Source organism: Algoriphagus confluentis (genome assembly GCF_036245625.1).
GTDB lineage: Bacteria > Bacteroidota > Bacteroidia > Cytophagales > Cyclobacteriaceae > Algoriphagus > Algoriphagus confluentis.
Window position 1 is genome coordinate 233,001 of the sequence record NZ_BTPD01000004.1, and the last position, 17,755, is coordinate 250,755.

Here is a 17,755-nt window from a genome sequence, read left to right on the forward strand (position 1 = left end):
TCCTAAGGTTCTTATAATCTGTGTATTTGATAAAATCCGGTCAAAATCAGGCAATTCTAACTTTACTCAGTTTGATTCTCCTTGCCATTTTTCTAAATTCCATAAACTTTTAGTATTCAAGCTTATGAATTTTAGAGAAGACTTTTTACAACTGGTCTGGAAGTACCAATACTTCGACCGAAAAGATCTACAAACTGTAGATGGGCAGCATTTGCAAATCCTCAATGTCGGATTTCATAACCAAGGAGAAGGGCCGGATTTCCGGGATGCTTCGCTTGTTCTTGATGGTGTGACATTCCATGGTCATGTAGAAGTCCATCGTTTGGCTTCTGAGTGGAAGCAACATGCCCATGGTGGCGACCCTGCCTATAATTCGGTCATTCTCCATGTGGTTTGGGAAAATGACCGGGAAGTCCACAGAAATGATGGCACCCCTATGCCGACTTTGGAATTGAAAGGGAAGATTTTCCTGGAAATCTGGAGAAACTACGAGAACCTCCTGGACTTCAAGTCCGATCTCCCCTGTGCCCATGCCCTCCAATCCGTACCGGAAATCATTCGATTTTCGGCTCTAGAAAAGGCTTTGGTGGAGCGCCTGATAGAAAAATCAAAGCTCATCCTTTCTGTTCTCGATCAGACCAAAGGAGACTGGGAGGAAACGGCCTATCGCTGGCTTTTTACCTGCTTTGGCTTCAAAATCAATTCAATCCCCATGGGTGAGCTTGCTGCTTTGGTCCCTTACAAAACCCTGCAAAAACACCGAACTCAGGTTTCTGCTTTGGAGGCCATGCTCTTGGGTCAGGCAGGCCTTTTGCCTGAAAAAACAGACGAACCCTATACCCAACACCTGATCCTCGAGTATGATTTTTATCAGAAAAAGTTCAATTGGCAACATCGACTCAACCGACAGCAGTGGTCCTTCATGGGAGCCCGCCCCACCAACTTCCCAACAGTCCGAATCGCCCAGTTGGCCTCCATCCTGGCTCAGGCACCCAACCTGCTTCAGGCCGTAATGGAAGACAGCAGGGAGTTTTCTGCTTTCAAAAAACTCCTTAAAGTCAAGCCTTCTGACTATTGGCAGTATCACTATAATTTTGGTAAACCCTCGGAAAAAACAGCCTCCAGAGGGATTTCTGGGCAGACTTTGGAGCTGTTGATCATCAATTTTGTGATTCCTCTCTGGTTTGCCTACGGACGATATTTTGAGCAACCGGAATGGCAGGAGCGATGCTTTGATCTGATGCAGACCATCCCGGCGGAGAATAATTTTATCATCCGGAAGTTTGCCGAGAAGGCTTGGAAAGCCCAAAATGCCTTCGATTCCCAAGGAATGATCGGGCTTTACAGAAGCTATTGTCAGCCTCAAAAATGCCTCAGCTGCAAGATCGGCCAAAGTCTGCTCAAAGGCCAATCCAAATGATCAATTGCGGAAGCGGGTGATTTGCCGTACTTTTGCAGGCCAAACTTCAATCAATTCATGGAAAATCCAGTGATCATTCTGGGAGCAAAAGGAATCGCCCACCCTGCGTTGGAAATTTTCAACAGCAATCAGGTCATTGTTTATGGCTTGCTGGATGAAGACGAGTCGCTTCATAGCACAGAAATCAACAATGTCCCGGTTTTGGGACATCCCGAAGATGATGGCTTCCTGAAGCTGATCGGTAAAAAAACCGAGGCCTTTGTCGCTGTGGACGATTCCAAGTACAGAAAATTCCTAGTGGAGATGCTTCATGAGAGAAGAAAAGTCCAGCCAGTCAACGCCATCCATCAGCGAGCATATATTTCCACAGATGCGGAGATCGGACATGGTAATTTTATCAATGCGAATGTGACTATCGGAGCAGGTTCTCAAGTCGGTAGTCATTGTATCTTTCACACAGGTGCGATTATTGATCATAAGGCAAAGATTGAGGACTTTGTCCAAATCGGAGCAGGCTCGATTATCAATGCTGAAGTGACGATCGAGGAAGGCGCATTCATCGGTTCAGGCGTGACTATCGTAGCAGGAGTGACCATCGGAAAAGGTGCCAGAGTGGGTGCAGGTTCCGTGGTGATTTCCTCTGTTGGAAAAAATGAAACCGTCTTCGGTAATCCCGCAGCTAAAGTGAAATGATTTGAGACTTGATATTTAAAAAAAGGAATAACGAATATTGAATGCTAAACGCCGAATGATGAAGTCAATCATCGGACATCCAGCATCGGACATCAAACAAACCCCAAAACACCCTGCCGAAACAGGGCTCTAGTTATGGAAAACACACAAAACAAACTCTATAGCGTATTGCTGTACTACTGCTATGCGCAGATTGAAAATCCCGAAGAGTATCGGGAAAAACACCACCTCTTCTGTGTAGAAAACAACATCCGAGGTCGAATCATCATTTCAGACGAAGGCTTGAATGGTACCGTTTCTGGTCAGATCGAAGACTGCGAAAAATACATGGCCTATGTCAAGTCCGATCCCCGGTTTGCCAAGACGGAGTTTAAGATCGACTACCATGACACGCACACTTTTGCAAAAATTCACGTGCGGTACAAGCCGGAGATTGTACACTCTTCCCTCCGTCATTTGGATCCGAATGTAAAGACAGGCAAGCATCTGGAACCTGAGGAATTCAAAAAAATGAAAGATCAGGAGGATGTAGTGATTTTGGATGTTCGCTCCAATTACGAGCATGCACTCGGCCGATTCAAAAATGCCATCACACTCGATATCGACAACTTCCGGGATTTTCCTGAGAAAGTGAAAGATCTCGAGCACCTCAAAAACAAAAAGGTCCTCACCTACTGCACAGGAGGAATTAAGTGTGAGAAAGCTTCTGCCTTCTTGCTTGAGCAAGGCTTCGAGGACGTCTATCAGCTCCATGGCGGTATCATCAAATACGGCATGGAAGCAGGTGGAGAAGACTTCGAAGGAAAATGCTATGTGTTTGACAACCGTATCGCGTTGGATGTCAATAAGGTCAACCCTACTATCGTCTCAAAATGCCATGTCTGTGGCACTCCATCCGACCGCATGGTCAACTGCGCCAATCCAAGCTGCAATGAGCACCTGGCCATCTGCGAAGAGTGCGGCTGGGAACTGGACGGAGCCTGCTCTGTAGAATGCAGAGAACACCCGGAGAAGCGGCCCTATGACGGTACAGGCTATTACCAAAAAAATACCAACGGATATAATCCTTACAAGGGACTCCACCGTAAGCCCAATAAAGACCTAATCCAAAAACTCCATGGAGAACCAACCGATTCCTGCGTCTGAACTGATCCTCAATCCGGACGGGAGTATTTACCATTTGCATTTGAAGCCAGAAAACCTGGCTTCTACTGTTTTTACCGTGGGTGATCCGGATAGAGTACCGTTGGTTTCCCAGTATTTCGATCAGATCGACTTCCAAACACAAAAGCGGGAATTTGTGACCCATACCGGTTGGAAAAATGGGAAAAGGGTAACTGTGATGAGTACCGGAATGGGAACCGACAATATTGAGATCCTGATGACCGAGCTGGATGCTTTGGTCAATGTGGATCTGGAAACCCGACTCATCAAATCCGAAAAAACCAGTCTGCAGATCATCCGAATCGGCACCTCCGGCAGCATGCAGGCAGATTTGCCGGTAGGGACCATGCTTGCATCCGAGGTTGGGATAGGAATGGATACCCTAATGACTTATTATCCCGAGCTTAAGGAAGATCAATCCTTTGCAAAAGGGATACAGAGGGAATTAAAGTTGTCTTTTTTGCCTTATCAGGCTTTTGCCTCTCCTTCCCTTCTCAATAAAATCGACGAGAAAATAGTCAGAGGTATCACGCTGACCTGCCCGGGATTCTATGCTCCACAGGGAAGGGAAGTCCGGCTAAAACCCCGATTTGACCAGATGATCGAGCGATTGGCAGCATTACGAATCCAGGGAAAAAAGCTGACCAACTTTGAAATGGAGACAGCCGGCTACTACGCCATGGGCAAATTGTTGGGACATGAGGTGCTCAGCATGAATGCGATAGTCGCCAATCGTCCGCTAAAAAAATTTGACAAAGAGGCGGAAAAATCAATTGATCGACTGATCAGGTCGGCACTCCAAATCCTTGATTAAGCAGCTTTGACTTTAGGCCAAATATCGGCTCGCTGGATTGACTTTTTCCAGATTAAAATCTTCCCATTCGTGGTAATCAATGTTCTGAACCAAATAGGCCAACAGATCCGCACACTCCTGTTTGCATAGGTAAATACCGAAAAGGCCTTTTTGCTTATCTACACAAAAAGTACGTTTGCTGTCAAAAATCTTAATCAAATCGGCCCAAGAGCCTAAAACTAATAATTCGTCTTGGTTCTTTACGGTCTGAATAATTTTGAATGACCCGTTTAGAGAAGAGATGTTCATAGCTAAAAATTAATTATTGCTTTGGTAAAAGTAAAGACTGACACCTCAGCGCTCAATACGTATAATCACGTATTTTTCTCCTTCAAACCATTTTTTTTGGATTTCATCCAATAATATCCCGGTTTCTTTGAGCCCACAGAAGTAGGGAATTATGCTTTTTTTCCAGATTCAGCTTCGAAATCACATTACTTCTGTGCTTATCTACAGTCCTTTCGGAGATAAAAAGTTTATCGGCTATTTCCTTGGACGAAAGCCCATCTGCAATCAGTCTTAGAATTTTGGTCTCTGAAGGAGTCAACGGCTCAGAAAGTTCTTTGAGCGGTTTTTTTCGATCGTTTTCCCAAATTTTATCACTAAAAAACTGCTCCCCCCTCTTTATCATCCCAATGGCAGCTGTCAGCTCTTCCAAGGCAAACTCCTTTAAGATGTATCCTGAAAATTGAAGCTCTTTGGCTTTCTGTAGAATGAAAAGTTCTTTGTGAAGCGTGAGAAGGATCTTTTTGGTAGGTAGCCCTAGTTCATTCATCTTTTCTCCCACTTCCAGTCCGGTCATTTCAGGCATTTCCAAATCCATCAAAACGAAATCCGGTTTCATTTTGACCACCAAATCCAACAATTGCTTGCCATCACTGGCCGTAGCTAGCACATGAAGCCCCAAGTCCTGAAGAAAATCCTTCAACCCTTTTAAAAGTATAGGATGATCGTCTGCAATAATGATGGTAGTGACAGCTTCAGACATAGACAGTAAAAGTAAATTGACTTCCTTTTCCCTTTTCACTGCTTACCTTCATGGTCCCCTGAATTGCCGCAGTTCGCTCCTTGAGAGTCTTCAATCCCAAACTCTGAAAATCCTGATAACGTTCAGAAAAATCAAAGCCCCTGCCATTGTCTTCGATTTTCAGCTGCACTTCCTTTTCTTTCTGAGCCAAACTGACCCGAATCGAGGATGCTTCTGCATGCTTGAGTATGTTATTGAGACATTCCTGAAGAATCCTATAAAGATGTAGTTCTTGCACCTTGGTGAGCAATTTATCCAACTGCTCGATTTCAGCACTTACAAAAAGCTCCGTTTCTCTATCTAGTTGGTCTAATAGCTGCTCTGCAGCTTTGGATAAGCCCAGTTTTTCCAACTGCATGGGATGCAGAGAACGCGCAATTGCCCTAAGTTCGGAAATGGCGGTATCCAATAATTCTCCGGCATTTTCATCTTGGCTAAGAGCTACTCTATTTTTGATCAAAAGAAGGCTTTGACCCAACCCGTCATGAAGATCCTTTGAAATTCGCTTTCTCTCCTCTTCCTGACTGTTGAGTAATTCATGGGAAAAACGCTCCTGAAGCTTTTTTTCCTTCTTGGCCTGCTGAAGACTCTTTGTAAGAAAGCCTCCCCCTCCCACAATCACCAGTCCGCCGATAATGATCAAAAACAAGCTCGTTCTCGCTTCCGATTTCAAATTGGCATCCTCGAGTTCCTTGGTTTTATTGAGAATTTCCAATTCTTTTTTCTCCGTCTCATAGAGGGTCTGATAGTAGGCAAAAGTAGTCGTTTGGTTGACCGAGTTGAGGGAATCTTTGAATTGGGTCAAGGCTTTCCAAGTGGCTGCCGCTTCTTTTTGCATACCCAAGTCCTCGTAGGTCTCCGCTACTATTTCTCTAGCCCTGATCAAGTGGTCCATATCCTTGGATTGCTTTACTTTCTCAAGGTAGGCGAGGGCCAATCGATTGGCTTCTTCGGGCTTCCTTTGGTTCTTTTTTAACAGGGCCTCCGCAAAGAGTAAGGAAGAATTATTCTGCTGAAATTCAGGAAACAAGGGAATCATCTCCTTCGCCTTGGTGAAGTAGTTCATTTGCTGACCCAAGTCACCCAATCGCCCAAAAAAATTGGCATAGGATAGGTGGAACATCACCAAAAAATATTGGCTCTCTGGCTTCAGGGGCATCATTTTCTCTATTTGTCGGAGAGTGGCAAGCTGCTCAGCATATTTTCCCTGTTTTCGCAAATCTTCCGCTCGATTGTAGAGCTGAATCCCAACCTCGCTGGTTTTCCCCGAAGCTTTATGAGCCTGAATTAATCTCTCCCGGATTTGGTCAGCTTCCTCATAGATTCCATACCTGCTGAAAAGAATAGCCATTCCCCCAAGGACGTAATTGACATACTCCTCATCACCCAGCAATTCATAAATATCTCTAGCCTGCTGGTACTTTTCCATCGCATTGAGCAAATCTCCCTGGTAGTCGGAAGCCTGTCCGGAAAAAAACAGCGCATCAGCCACATACAACGAATCCTTTTCTCCGAATCGAGAGATGGCCAGTTGATAATAGGTAATTGCAGAATCAAATTGGAAAAGATTAAAAAAGGCCCCTCCCAGTTTGAGAAACAAATTGCCCTTCACCCTTGTATCTGGTATCCTATCTTCCCTCTTTATCGCATCCTTCAGTATGGCAATTTTTTCCTCGTTTGATTGGGTTCCAGGAGATTGAGACTGAAAAAATGCAATAGCCCATTTCGCATATTTGGTGGGATTCTCCAGACTTTGTGTCAATTCCAATAACCTGCGAAGGTAAATTCCGGAAAGAGAATCTGCCTCCAGAGTCTCTCCATAAAGAAGCTCTAAAGTAGACAACTCCGCCTCATGACTTAGGCCTCCCCCATTCCATACTTGCTCCAAACTGTCTTTCTTTTGGCCAAAACCAGTAGAAAAACCAATCAAAAAAAGGAAAAGTGCAAAAAGTATCCCTCCGGTTCGTTGCATCTTTAAAGATATCAATTCAAAAAAAGGAAAACAGAGGAATTGTGTCTATAGGCATAAAAAAAGTTAATTTTAGATGATTTTTATTCCAAACTCATCCTAGCAATCTCCTAGGTGTATTCCTCAAAACTATCTTGACTTCATCGGCTCTAAATCAGGTTGCTGTAAAGGCTCTCAAAGCAAAATCAGACCCTAAGAAAAAAGCTTTTTTTCCGGGATTTTTTAAAGCAATCCCCGGTGGATATGGGGAGGGAGATTTATTTCTCGGGGTAAAAGTTCCGGACCAACGGGCCATCGCAAAAAAAATTTTCAAGGAAATCAGTCTGGATGAACTCTCCAAACTCATCCAAAATCCTTATCATGAAGTCCGACTGACTGGCTTGATGGCTTTGGTTTATCGCTACGAAAAGACCAAATCAGATGCTGATCAAAATGTACTGGTGGACTTTTACCTTTCCCATTTGGACTTTGTGAATAATTGGGACTTGGTGGACAGCTCCTGTCATCAGATTTTGGGGCATTTTTATTGGAAAAAAGAAAAAGAGCTGTTCCACAAATTAGCAGATTCCGGACATCTTTGGCGGCAGAGGATTGCGATAATCAGTAGCTATTTTTGGATCAAAAAGGGAGATTTTACCGATGCTTTGGCTTTGGCGGAGAAGCTCAAAAACCATCCCCACGACCTCATGCACAAGGCGGTTGGCTGGATGCTTCGGGAGATCGGCAAGCGGGATTTTGAAACAGAACTTGAATTCTTAAAAATGCACTACCAAACCATGCCCAGAACAGCCTTGCGGTATGCGATTGAGAAATTCCCGGAAGACTTGAGGCAGGATTTTTTGAAGGGAAGGCTTTAAGTTGTTTTGCTACTGAGGCACGAAGACACTAAACTAGCTTTATGCCTTTGGGTCTTCGTGGCTAATTTCAATCCTCTATCCCATCCAATTCACTCAATTCCAGCCATGCCAGCTCCAATTCTTCCAATTCCCTTTCAATGGCCTGCAGGCGATTGGTCCAAGTCATCAATTGATCTATATCTGTGGTGCCGACAGCGATTTGATCCGTGATCTTGGCCTTTTCTCCTTCCAGCTTGGCGATGGTCTCATTGATTTTTTTGAATTCTTGCTTCTGCTTATAGCTTGCCTTGATTTTTGGTGCAGCCTCAGACTTCTCGACTATTGGTTCTTGCTTCTCGCTTCTTGCCTCTTCAGTCTTGATACTTGTGTCTTGATACTTGATACTGTTTTCTTTCTCCCACTCCCTAAAATCGGTATAATTCCCAGGGAAATCCCGTATTACACCCTCGCCTTCAAATACAAACAAGTGCTCCACCAGTCGATCCATAAAGTATCGATCGTGAGAAACAATGATCAAGCAACCTGGAAACGTATCCAGAAACTCCTCCAGAATATTCAGCGTCATCAAGTCCAGATCATTGGTCGGTTCGTCCAGGATCAAGAAGTTGGGGTTCTTGATCAGAACCATCAGTAATTGAAGGCGTCGTCTTTCACCACCACTCATCTTACCGATCGGAGTGAATTGTTGCTTGGGAGGAAAGCCAAACTGGGTCAAAAATTGGCTCACCGTGATAGTTTGCCCTTTGTCCAGCACCACAACTTCGGCCACTTCCTTTACCACATCGATCAGTCGTTTTTCCTCATCAAATCGGTCTTCTTCCTGACGATAGTAGCCAAAAGCTGTAGTCTGGCCTACGGAGATTTTACCTGCATCGGGATCCAGCAAGCCCGTGATCATTTTCAGAAAAGTCGTCTTTCCTGCACCATTGGGTCCGACGATACCAATTCGGTCTTTCTTTTTGAAGATGTAGGAAAAGTCTTTGATCAAGGTCTTATCATCAAAGGATTTGCTGATTTTTTCGATTTCGAGGATCTTATTTCCTAGGCGTTGGGTGGATACTGAAAGTTCAATATCCCGTTCCTCCCGCTTGGTGAAGGCTTTTTCTTTGGTTTCTTCGAAGGCATCCACTCGGTACTTTGCCTTGGTGCCCCGTGCCTTTGGTTGACGGCGAATCCAGTCCAACTCCTTTTTATAGAGACTTTTGGCCTTTTCGATTTCAATGTCTTCGATCTGAAGTCGCTCGGCTTTTTTATCCAAAAAGTAGCCGTAGTTGCCTTGGTAGCGATGGATTTTTCCCTGATCGAGTTCGAGGATTTCATTGGTCACCTTATCCAAAAAGTAACGGTCGTGGGTCACCATGAAAATGGACAGATTGGCCTTAGCCAGGTAATCTTCCAGCCACTCGATGGTCTCCAAGTCGAGGTGGTTGGTAGGTTCGTCCAGCAGAAGCAAGTCTGGCTTCTCCAAAATGGCTTTGGCCAAAGCCACCCGCTTCCGCTGACCCCCGGAGAGATTCCCAACGGAAAGTTCGGTATCATGAAGGCCCAATTTTCCCAAAACTTCCTTCACCTGATACTCAAAATCCCAGGCCTGCAGCGCGTCCATTTTTTCGAACAACTTGCTCATTTGGGCCGAGTTGTCAATGCCCCGCTCTGAATCTAGCATGGCTTTGTGGTAATCCTCGATCACCCGAAGAACCTCAGAATTACTTTGGTCAAAGATGGTCTGATAGATCGTCAGGTTGGAGTCAAACACCGGGTTCTGATGCACATAGGCAATCTTCACCGAGTTGTTTATGGCCACTTGGCCTGTGTCTGCGATTTCTTGACCCATGATGATTTTCATCAGGGTAGACTTGCCCGCCCCGTTGATGCCGACAAGGGCAATCTTTTGTCCCTGGGAAATGCCGAAAGAGATATTTGAAAAAAGCTTCCGTTCCCCGAAAGCCTTACTGAGATTCTCAACTGAAAGGTAATTCATGGGGCAAAAGTAAGGGAAATAGAGGAGATAAGATTTCTGGATATAAAAAGATAGCTACGCAGATATTTTAAGATATGGCTAAGGCCAAGATAGAAATCTCACGAAGTGTATCTCAATTTATCTCACGAAGCATATCTTCATTATGAAAAAATAGTGTTGGAGATAGTTTCAAGATATGGCCAAAGCCGAGATAGCAATCTCAGGAAGTGTATTTCAATTTATCTCGCGAAGCATATCTCATTTATCTTGCGAAGCATATCTTGATTTAACCCTATGAAAACCATCCACGATATCCTCAAACTAGGCGATCCCCGGCTCTATGAAGTCTGCGAACCCGTCCTTAAATCTGACCTTCCCATGGTTCCCGAGTGGACTCAGCAGCTGCACGAGGCCATGGAAGATATTCGTCGGGTGTATGGATTTGGAAGAGGAATCGCTGCTCCGCAGTTGGGCATTATGAAGCGGATGTTTTACCTCAATCTGGATCGGTCCTACATTATCCTCAATCCCGAACTGAAGGGACTCAGTGAGGAGCTTTTTGAGTTGTGGGACGACTGCATGAGCTTTCCCAATCTGCTCGTGAAAGTAAAGCGCCACCAAAGTCTGACTTTGGAATATTTAGACGAAAACTGGGAAAAACAAAGCTGGACTGTGGAGGGGGCGATCTCTGAACTCATCCAGCACGAATACGACCACCTCGATGGGGTGCTCTGTACCATGCGGGCGATTGATGAGAAAAGCTTTAAGTGGAAATAATAAATTGAAACACAGTTGAAATACTATGGAAATAAGCCCCAATAAATCGGGATGAAATAGTTTTGATCGGCTCATTTTCGCAAGGAATACGGCTCAAACTCACTTGATTTTGAGCCGTATTTACTGGATTTTTGAACATTTATGATCCGAATCAAACTTAAAAATAGGTTTCGACAGCAAACTCTGCCTGTTCAATAAATATATTTTTCATCGGACTCAGGTTAGTTTGCTCGTAAAAAACCAGCATGGCTTTTTTGTAATCCAAGGGATCGACAGTCCTGAACGAAATCGGACAAAGTCCATTTGCCAAGAGTAGGGCATTGGATAGAATCCGTGCAGTTCGCTTGTTTCCGTCCGAAAATGGCTGAATGTAACTGACTAACAGAAGCGCTAAAAATGCTTTTTCATAGCCATTTTGAGCAGAGTTGACCAGATCACAGGTTTTTTCCAATGCCTCCTGAATCTGAAATTCATTATCCAAGGGTTGGTAGTTGGTACCTGTGATCCCCACTCTTCTTCTCCTGATATTTTTATTTATTCCCAATTCTCGGATCAGAATAGCATGCAGTTCCTCTATAGCTCTCACAGAAATCTCCTCGGCATAATCTGAATTCGAGACTAGAAAATCAATTGCCTCTTTATGGTTCAGAAGCATGGTAGCTTCATCTTTTGTCTTTCCTGATGCAGTTCTTTTTTCTTTCAAAAGAAGTTCGGTTTCCAAAAGCGAATACGTGTTGCCCTCAATTTGAGAAGATTTCCAACTCAGGTCTATCGCCAAGCGCTCCATTTCCTTGTGGTATTCATCAGGAGCTAATTCGGAAGATCGTCTCTGAAACTTTTCTCGGATTTCATTCAAAGAAAAAGTTTCGTCTTTGTTGAAAACTTGAACTTGTTTCAGTTTTTCAAAGACCTCAAAATCAAAGTTTCTTTTTACAATCCGATCATCCTGTTCTTTGCTAAAGTAGGTCTCCAGATCAATCGGAAAACATACTTCCAATTTCGCTGAGGAGACATAAGTGGTAGCTTTCCCTTTTCCCTCAACTGTAATCCAGCCTTCATCCTGAAGAGTCTGAAGAAGTCTTTTGAGCGTAGCAGGACTTGCCAAAAAAGAAATACTCTCCGCAATTTCTTGCCTTGAAAGTCTCTTTCTGAGTTGGATTAAAGACAGAATTTCTAATGAATTGGCTTTCATCTTCAAATTGAATCAGCTCAAAATTGTCAAAAATACGGCTCAAATCCTACTAAAATTGAGCCGTATTTGCCCAATTTTTTGAAGTTTTTGAGCCGATTGAATACAAAAAGTCAACTTATTTCTCGGAGCGCAGCGAAGTGTATTTCAACAGTATTTCCCTTCCCCTATCTTTAACCCATGAATTTCCCGTCTCTTTCCGATATCCGTGAGGCACATGCCCGCATTCAGTCGTTTATCCATCGCACCCCAATCATGACCTCCACCGCGATCAATGAAATCGCAGGTTGCGAGATCTATTTTAAGTGCGAAAACTTTCAGAAAGTCGGTGCCTTCAAAGCCCGAGGAGCTGCCAATGCCGTGATGAAACTGACTCCAGAGGAAAGAGCCAAAGGAGTCGCAACACACTCCTCCGGAAATCATGCAGCAGCCCTCGCCCGAGCCGCAAGTGTGGCAGGAATTCCTTCCTACATCGTGATGCCATCCAATGCCCCCGAGATCAAAAAGAAAGCAGTCAAAGGCTACGGAGGAGAGATCATCGAGTGCGAACCCAATCTCAAAGCCCGTGAAACTACGCTTGAAGCGGTCGTAGAGCGCACGGGAGCGACCTTTATCCCCCCTTATGATTTCATGGATGTGATCGAAGGTCAGGCGACTTGCACGCTCGAACTTTTGGAAGACCAACCCGATCTCGATATTGTTATGGCCCCGGTGGGTGGAGGCGGATTGCTAGGAGGCACAGCTTTGACAGCCCACTACCTTAATCCTGAAATCGAAGTCATCGCAGGCGAACCTGCCGGAGCAGATGATGCTTTCCGATCTTTCCATGCCGGACAAATCATCCCACAAACCGGCCCGACTACCATTGCCGACGGGCTCTTAACTTCGCTAGGTAAGTTGAACTTTGAGTTGATCCAAGCCTATGTGGATGACATCCTGCTTGCCACGGACCCACAAATCATCGAAGCCATGCGGCTGGTCTATGAGCGGATGAAGATCGTGATCGAGCCTTCCTGTGCAGTTCCATTGGCGGCCTTATTGGCAAACAAGGATCGCTTTGCAGGTAAAAAAGTCGGAATCATCCTCTCCGGTGGCAATGTGGATTTAGGGAAGTTGCCTATTTACTGGTAGATTTTTCTTAAGATCTAATGGTCAAAAATATCAATTCAACAGCATTTTGCCGCCATCTTTTTTAAACAAAGGAAAACCAAAATATAGAAATAGGAAAGGCCCAAATCTCTCAAATTGGGCCAATCAGTTACCAATCTCAGGAAAAACCAAGTAATTCCTCGTAAACACACTCCCAAGAATCTGATTGTCTCACAAATACTTTCAGCTTAATTTCACTGTTTAGCTCAAAAGTTTTTTGTTCCAAAACAATCCCATAAAACTCTTGATTTTTCCCCTTTAATAAAATGGGAAACGAGTAGGAATAAATGGTCTTTTTAGGTATAAAACCTTGGGCTTTATATAACTTTTCCTTACAAGAAAGTTTATCAAATTCGATTATTAAGGTGGCTTTGGATGCTAAAATATGTTCAATTTTTTCTTTGTCTTTTTGAGTCAAAGAGCTATCTAAATCAAAGGTTTGAAAACCTCCTCTAGAATTTATATTTTTTGTAGGTAAATCTGAATAAGAATCAAAACCCCAGTCTTTCCATATAAGTAACTCTTCGTCTATTAATATATTATTATTTACCCCGCAGGAGAGATAGTTGATTAAATCATATTCGCTAGAATTTTTGCATTGCATTACTCCAAATCCAAGTAGGATCGAGTTAACAAGGATCAGTTTTAGCATCACTATTATTAACATATTCATTTATTATATTATTATGAATTCTAATCCGCTCACTTTCAGAAGGCACTAAAACTTTATAGGACTCAAACCATACATATTGGTTATTGCTTGAATTGAAACTTTTTGCAGATAACCCTCCCCATGCTATTTCCTTAAAGTAACTGGAAGGGATATTGCTTGCCCCCCCATTTGCAAGGTGCCATTGTTCGAGTGAGTACCCAATTGCATCCACATACTGAGCCATAAAATTATGGTGAATATCTCCAAGATCTAATCCTACTGTTAAAGCATAATTCATTAACCCGTTTTGTATTACTCCTTCCTCCAATGGAGCACATCCTACATACAATAAATATGCATGAACAATTTCATGAAGAATGGTTCTAGCTATAGATAATTTTGTTGCAGTCTCTAAATAATTATTATTTAGATAAATTGTTACTTCATTTTTCCCTGTATAAATATTGTATTTAATATCTCGATCAGTAGAATTACTTATACTTGAGTTTTTAATTATAAACTCAAAACCATTAGCATTGTCTAATAAATCAATAATTTCATTCATTTGATTTAATTGACCAATGCTAGATCTTAATTTTGAAGTTTTTAATACATTTTTTAGGATCGAACTTGCGCAGGGATTTGAAAGTTGGTTTAAAATAGTGGTTGTTGGGTTATTAATTATCGGTACATTATAATCACAATCAGTGCAGCCTTCATTTCCATTCGCAAACTCATAATAGAATTCTCCATCAATATTTATTGCTCCAGGAGGAGGATTATTATCCATTGAACCAGAACAAATTACTTCTACAATTGTGATTGAATGAAGAGTTACTCCAAGCCCTAGAGGATCATCATCAGCCGGACCTGGGGAACTACTTGTCCAAACAACTTCTCTAGTGATTTGTCGGCAATCACTTAGAACACGAGAATTTAAATTACCCGGAGTCCCAAACCTATTTGTTTGGGCTATTTGCCCTTCATTTATTTGGAATCCTATAAAATGATGTTCATCGTAAGTAAAAATATCAATTTGACCAGACCAATATTGATTTAATCTATTGAATGCGATATTTTTCATTTTTCCAATAGAATACTCATCACTTGGAAAATACCTTGCAATCAATGGGTCAAATCTGTTTTCAGTTGGATGCTTGATAAAAATTATATTTTGAACTATAAAATTTGCTGGATTTTGGTTAGGAAAGCTATCAAGCAGACTTGCAGGAAAATATTTTTTGGCGTTCTCCAGACTTACCTCAAAAACCTCTCTTCCATCTGGAAAAAAGTAATGGTGAAATCTTTCCCAATCAGGTTCCTTTTCGAAAAAGGGGAGAATGAGTTCCTGGGAATCTGTACGAAAGTTTCTACCTCTTTCTTGTAATCGAAGCTTGGACTTATTTTCTTCAAACCAAGACCTAATCTTAGCAAGCTGATTGCTTTCTTTCAACTCAATTTGAGGAGCTTCTGGCTCTGGAATGCAAGAACTAAGAAAAAGGTTCAAAGTAAAAAAGAGAATTAGAAAACCTAAAAATCCGGTTCTACTTATTTTTTTGTACTTGGGGGGGGGCAAAAGTGTTTTTCATAAAATTAAGTTAGGCTGTTTATTAAAATATTTAAAAATGTACTAACTAATCCACTAACTCACAAATTCAAACTAAAAAAATTTAGACCCAAATCTCTCGACTTGGGCCATTTTTCAGCTTTCTGATTTCTAACTTCTGAATTCAAACTTTACTTTTTGCTTTCCGCCACTGCATGATGTGCCGCTCTTGCCGCAAATGCCATATAAGTCAGGGACGGATTTTGGGTAGAAGTAGAAGTCATCGAAGCGCCGTCAGTCACATAGACATTCGGCACGGCATGCAACTGATGGTTGGCATTGAGAAGGGAGGTTTTAGGATCTTTGCCCATGCGTACCCCTCCCATCTCGTGAATGTCCAAGCCCGGAGCTTGCTTGCTGTCGCTGGATTGGATATTGGTAAATCCTGCTTTGGTAAACATCTCCGTCATCTGCTCGATGTAGTCTTTGACCATTTTCTCATCATTATCGTCGTAGTCTACAGAGATTTTGAGCTGAGGCATGCCCCATTCATCTTTCATGTTCGGGTCCAAAGCAACGTAATTGCTTTCTTTAGGAATTGTCTCTCCCATCATGTGCGAACCCACTCGCCATGGTCCATATTTGTCCGGATTGAGGAGACTGTTTTTCAAGTCCATGCCAATACCGCTGGTATCCGGTCCTACGCCGCGGCTGGCAGAGAATCCTGCTGCATAGCCTCGAAGGAAGTCGGTTTCCTGCTTGTACACGTTTCGAAATCTTGGGAAATAGCCGCTCGTCGGTCGACCTCCTGATGTGGTGAATTCGGAATGACCTTCGTACTCCCCGGATACTCGGGCTCTGTAATTATGGAAAGCCACGTATTTGCCAAGCAGTCCATTGTCATTACCCAAGCCATGTGGGAATCGGTTGGAAGTCGAGTTGAGTAATATCGCATTGGTATTTAGCGCCGCGGCATTCACAAAGATTACGTCAGCATAAAATTCCTCAGTTTCTTTAGTCAGGCGGTCGATGATGCGTACTCCGGTCGCTTTTCCTTTTTCCTCATCATAAATAATGGAGTGAACCACCGCATCAGGTCTGAGTGTCAGGTTGCCTGTTTTCAAAGCCCAAGGAATGGTCGATGAGTTGGAACTGAAGTAGCCTCCAAACGGACATCCTCGCTGACAGAGATTTCGGTTTTGACACATGGCCCGACCTTGCTGCGCATAGTATTCTGCATTGCCATGGATGTGCGCACAGCGGGCCGAGATCATGTGTCGGTCATTACCGTAATGTTTTTTAAGTTGCTCCGCAAAGTATTTCTCCACCACATTCAACTCATACCCAGGCAAAAACTCCCCGTCGGGAAGATGTGGAATGCCGTCTTTGAATCCGGAAACTCCAGCAAATTTCTCCACATGGCTGTACCATTTTTCGATGTCTTTGTATCGAATAGGCCAGTCGACCGCAAATCCATCCCGGGCGGGTCCTTCAAAATCAAAGTCAGACCAACGCTGCACCTGTCTAGCCCAAAGCAGGGATTTACCGCCTACCTGATACCCACGAATCCAGTCAAAAGGCTTTTCCTGCACATAAGGATGGTCGGTGTCTTTGACGAAAAAGTGCATCGCATCTTCACGGAAAGCATAGCATCGGCTGATGACCGGATTGGCCTCCTGAATGTCCTGAGGAATCTGGTTCCGATGAGGAAATTCATAGGGTAGCATATTGGTTGTCGGGTAGTCCTTGACGTGTTCCACATTGCGGCCACGCTCCAGCATCAGGGTTTTTACACCCAAGTCACAAAGTTCTTTAGCAGCCCAAGCTCCACTGATACCCGAACCGATGACGATGGCTTGATAGGTTCGTTCCTGTTTGCTGCGGATATTCAGATTAGCCATTGATGCGTGGTTTTTGAAGGTCAGTGATCAATACGGCGCCATTGTATTCGCCAGGGATCAGAGAGTAAGGAATGATTTCAGTTTGGATGTATTCGGAAGCCATGTAGCCTTGGATGGTGAATCGCTTGGTGGAATTGACGAAATAGGCGATCGCTGCTTTTCGTTTACCTTCTTCGGAATCATCTCCTTCCAGCTTAGCCGCGTCGAGAATAAGTTGCTCTTTTTCCTTGGTCGAAAGCTCGGTGTATTTCTTGCCTTTTGATTCCTTGACATAATCCGGGAATGCAGAAAGTCCTGCGGTGAATTTCTCTTGATTTTCTTTGGTAAAGCAATCATTGACCATCACCAGGATGAAATCGTGGACTTCCAGATTGAGTGCCCCTTTGATCTCGCCAGCGGGAATAATGGTATCGGATACTGCCCCGAGCAGGTCCTTTTGGGACTGGGTGATCTTTAGGTTTTGATAGGCGGCGAGGATGTCTTCTTTGCTGAAGTCGCAGGAAGGAATCAGGGCAAGTCCTCCGGATATCAGCGCAATATGCCGCAAAGCATGTCGTCTGTTCATAAGTATAGGCGATAGATTGGGTTTAAAGCAATT

16 protein-coding genes are annotated in these 17,755 nt (G+C 43.5%); 7 read left to right on the plus strand and 9 right to left on the minus strand.

The genetic code is table 11. The features are described 5' to 3' along the window. Positions 1–124 precede the first annotated feature (124 nt). From AAA943_RS07520 to AAA943_RS07535, 4 genes are all read left to right on the plus strand, one after another. Positions 125–1,420 carry a DUF2851 family protein gene (locus AAA943_RS07520; RefSeq protein WP_338223614.1) on the plus strand — a complete coding sequence of 432 codons (1,296 nt, stop codon included), beginning with the start codon at positions 125–127 and terminating at the stop codon, positions 1,418–1,420. A gap of 57 nt (positions 1,421–1,477) precedes the next feature. Then, entirely contained in the window at positions 1,478–2,113 is a 636-nt protein-coding gene (locus AAA943_RS07525) for an acetyltransferase (RefSeq protein WP_338223615.1), read from the plus strand. 135 nt (positions 2,114–2,248) lie between these two features. Beyond that, a complete protein-coding gene (trhO, locus tag AAA943_RS07530) occupies positions 2,249–3,259 on the plus strand; it encodes an oxygen-dependent tRNA uridine(34) hydroxylase TrhO (protein WP_338223616.1) in 1,011 nt (336 codons plus the stop codon). After that, positions 3,231–4,091 carry a nucleoside phosphorylase gene (locus AAA943_RS07535; protein WP_338223617.1) on the plus strand — a complete coding sequence of 287 codons (861 nt, stop codon included), beginning with the start codon at positions 3,231–3,233 and terminating at the stop codon, positions 4,089–4,091. The genes trhO and AAA943_RS07535 overlap by 29 nt, the downstream gene beginning before the upstream one ends. Before the next feature lie 12 nt (positions 4,092–4,103). Here the strand turns inward: AAA943_RS07535 and AAA943_RS07540 are convergent, their stop codons facing one another. From AAA943_RS07540 to AAA943_RS07550, 3 genes are all read right to left on the minus strand, one after another. Next, positions 4,104–4,379 carry a hypothetical protein gene (locus tag AAA943_RS07540; RefSeq protein ID WP_338223618.1) on the minus strand — a complete coding sequence of 92 codons (276 nt, stop codon included), beginning with the start codon at positions 4,377–4,379 and terminating at the stop codon, positions 4,104–4,106. A 103-nt stretch (positions 4,380–4,482) separates the two neighbouring features. After that, positions 4,483–5,118 carry a response regulator gene (locus AAA943_RS07545; protein ID WP_338223619.1) on the minus strand — a complete coding sequence of 212 codons (636 nt, stop codon included), beginning with the start codon at positions 5,116–5,118 and terminating at the stop codon, positions 4,483–4,485. Further along, a complete protein-coding gene (locus tag AAA943_RS07550) occupies positions 5,111–7,129 on the minus strand; it encodes a tetratricopeptide repeat-containing sensor histidine kinase (protein WP_338223620.1) in 2,019 nt (672 codons plus the stop codon). Before AAA943_RS07550 ends, AAA943_RS07545 begins: the two co-directional genes overlap by 8 nt. 131 nt (positions 7,130–7,260) lie before the next feature. Here AAA943_RS07550 and AAA943_RS07555 point away from each other — a divergent pair, with 131 nt between their 5' ends. Then, entirely contained in the window at positions 7,261–7,983 is a 723-nt protein-coding gene (locus AAA943_RS07555) for a DNA alkylation repair protein (protein ID WP_338223621.1), read from the plus strand. A gap of 67 nt (positions 7,984–8,050) precedes the next feature. Here the strand turns inward: AAA943_RS07555 and AAA943_RS07560 are convergent, their stop codons facing one another. After that, complete coding sequence (locus tag AAA943_RS07560) at positions 8,051–9,964, minus strand: ABC-F family ATP-binding cassette domain-containing protein (RefSeq protein ID WP_338223622.1); 1,914 nt, start codon at positions 9,962–9,964, stop codon at positions 8,051–8,053. A 273-nt stretch (positions 9,965–10,237) separates the two neighbouring features. Between AAA943_RS07560 and AAA943_RS07565 the strand changes: the two genes are divergently transcribed. Next, positions 10,238–10,720 (plus strand): peptide deformylase, encoded by a 483-nt coding sequence (locus AAA943_RS07565; RefSeq protein ID WP_338223623.1) that lies wholly within the window; start codon positions 10,238–10,240, stop codon positions 10,718–10,720. Positions 10,721–10,877: 157 nt separating this feature from the next. Here AAA943_RS07565 and AAA943_RS07570 read toward each other — a convergent pair whose 3' ends face one another. Further along, positions 10,878–11,912 carry a Fic family protein gene (locus AAA943_RS07570; protein WP_338223624.1) on the minus strand — a complete coding sequence of 345 codons (1,035 nt, stop codon included), beginning with the start codon at positions 11,910–11,912 and terminating at the stop codon, positions 10,878–10,880. A 177-nt stretch (positions 11,913–12,089) separates the two neighbouring features. On the opposite strand from AAA943_RS07570, the gene AAA943_RS07575 reads away from it, so the two are divergent. After that, positions 12,090–13,040, plus strand: coding sequence for a pyridoxal-phosphate dependent enzyme (locus AAA943_RS07575; RefSeq protein WP_338223625.1), 951 nt, complete (start codon positions 12,090–12,092; stop codon positions 13,038–13,040). Between the two features lie 136 nt (positions 13,041–13,176). Here the strand turns inward: AAA943_RS07575 and AAA943_RS07580 are convergent, their stop codons facing one another. From AAA943_RS07580 to AAA943_RS07595, 4 genes are all read right to left on the minus strand, one after another. Beyond that, positions 13,177–13,710 carry a hypothetical protein gene (locus tag AAA943_RS07580; RefSeq protein ID WP_338223626.1) on the minus strand — a complete coding sequence of 178 codons (534 nt, stop codon included), beginning with the start codon at positions 13,708–13,710 and terminating at the stop codon, positions 13,177–13,179. Further along, positions 13,688–15,217, minus strand: a complete 1,530-nt coding sequence (locus AAA943_RS07585; RefSeq protein ID WP_338223627.1) for a hypothetical protein — start codon at positions 15,215–15,217, stop codon at positions 13,688–13,690. The genes AAA943_RS07580 and AAA943_RS07585 overlap by 23 nt, the downstream gene beginning before the upstream one ends. Before the next feature lie 230 nt (positions 15,218–15,447). Next, on the minus strand, positions 15,448–17,157 hold the full coding sequence (locus AAA943_RS07590; RefSeq protein WP_338223628.1) for a GMC oxidoreductase: 1,710 nt from the start codon (positions 17,155–17,157) through the stop codon (positions 15,448–15,450). Beyond that, positions 17,150–17,722: a gluconate 2-dehydrogenase subunit 3 family protein gene (locus AAA943_RS07595; protein ID WP_338223629.1), complete on the minus strand. Its 573-nt coding sequence runs from the start codon at positions 17,720–17,722 to the stop codon at positions 17,150–17,152. The genes AAA943_RS07590 and AAA943_RS07595 overlap by 8 nt, the downstream gene beginning before the upstream one ends. Positions 17,723–17,755 lie beyond the last annotated feature (33 nt).

Excerpts from the sequence above, each read along its gene's own strand:
- AAA943_RS07520 (WP_338223614.1), top strand. The coding sequence starts at position 125 with ATGAATTTTAGAGAAGACTTTTTACAACTGGTCTGGAAGTACCAATAC.
- AAA943_RS07525 (WP_338223615.1), top strand. The coding sequence starts at position 1,478 with ATGGAAAATCCAGTGATCATTCTGGGAGCAAAAGGAATCGCCCACCCT.
- trhO (WP_338223616.1), top strand. The coding sequence starts at position 2,249 with ATGGAAAACACACAAAACAAACTCTATAGCGTATTGCTGTACTACTGC.
- AAA943_RS07535 (WP_338223617.1), top strand. The coding sequence starts at position 3,231 with ATGGAGAACCAACCGATTCCTGCGTCTGAACTGATCCTCAATCCGGAC.
- AAA943_RS07540 (WP_338223618.1), bottom strand. The coding sequence starts at position 4,379 with ATGAACATCTCTTCTCTAAACGGGTCATTCAAAATTATTCAGACCGTA.
- AAA943_RS07545 (WP_338223619.1), bottom strand. The coding sequence starts at position 5,118 with ATGTCTGAAGCTGTCACTACCATCATTATTGCAGACGATCATCCTATA.
- AAA943_RS07550 (WP_338223620.1), bottom strand. The coding sequence starts at position 7,129 with ATGCAACGAACCGGAGGGATACTTTTTGCACTTTTCCTTTTTTTGATT.
- AAA943_RS07560 (WP_338223622.1), bottom strand. The coding sequence starts at position 9,964 with ATGAATTACCTTTCAGTTGAGAATCTCAGTAAGGCTTTCGGGGAACGG.
- AAA943_RS07565 (WP_338223623.1), top strand. The coding sequence starts at position 10,238 with ATGAAAACCATCCACGATATCCTCAAACTAGGCGATCCCCGGCTCTAT.
- AAA943_RS07570 (WP_338223624.1), bottom strand. The coding sequence starts at position 11,912 with ATGAAAGCCAATTCATTAGAAATTCTGTCTTTAATCCAACTCAGAAAG.
- AAA943_RS07575 (WP_338223625.1), top strand. The coding sequence starts at position 12,090 with ATGAATTTCCCGTCTCTTTCCGATATCCGTGAGGCACATGCCCGCATT.
- AAA943_RS07580 (WP_338223626.1), bottom strand. The coding sequence starts at position 13,710 with ATGCTAAAACTGATCCTTGTTAACTCGATCCTACTTGGATTTGGAGTA.
- AAA943_RS07590 (WP_338223628.1), bottom strand. The coding sequence starts at position 17,157 with ATGGCTAATCTGAATATCCGCAGCAAACAGGAACGAACCTATCAAGCC.
- AAA943_RS07595 (WP_338223629.1), bottom strand. The coding sequence starts at position 17,722 with ATGAACAGACGACATGCTTTGCGGCATATTGCGCTGATATCCGGAGGA.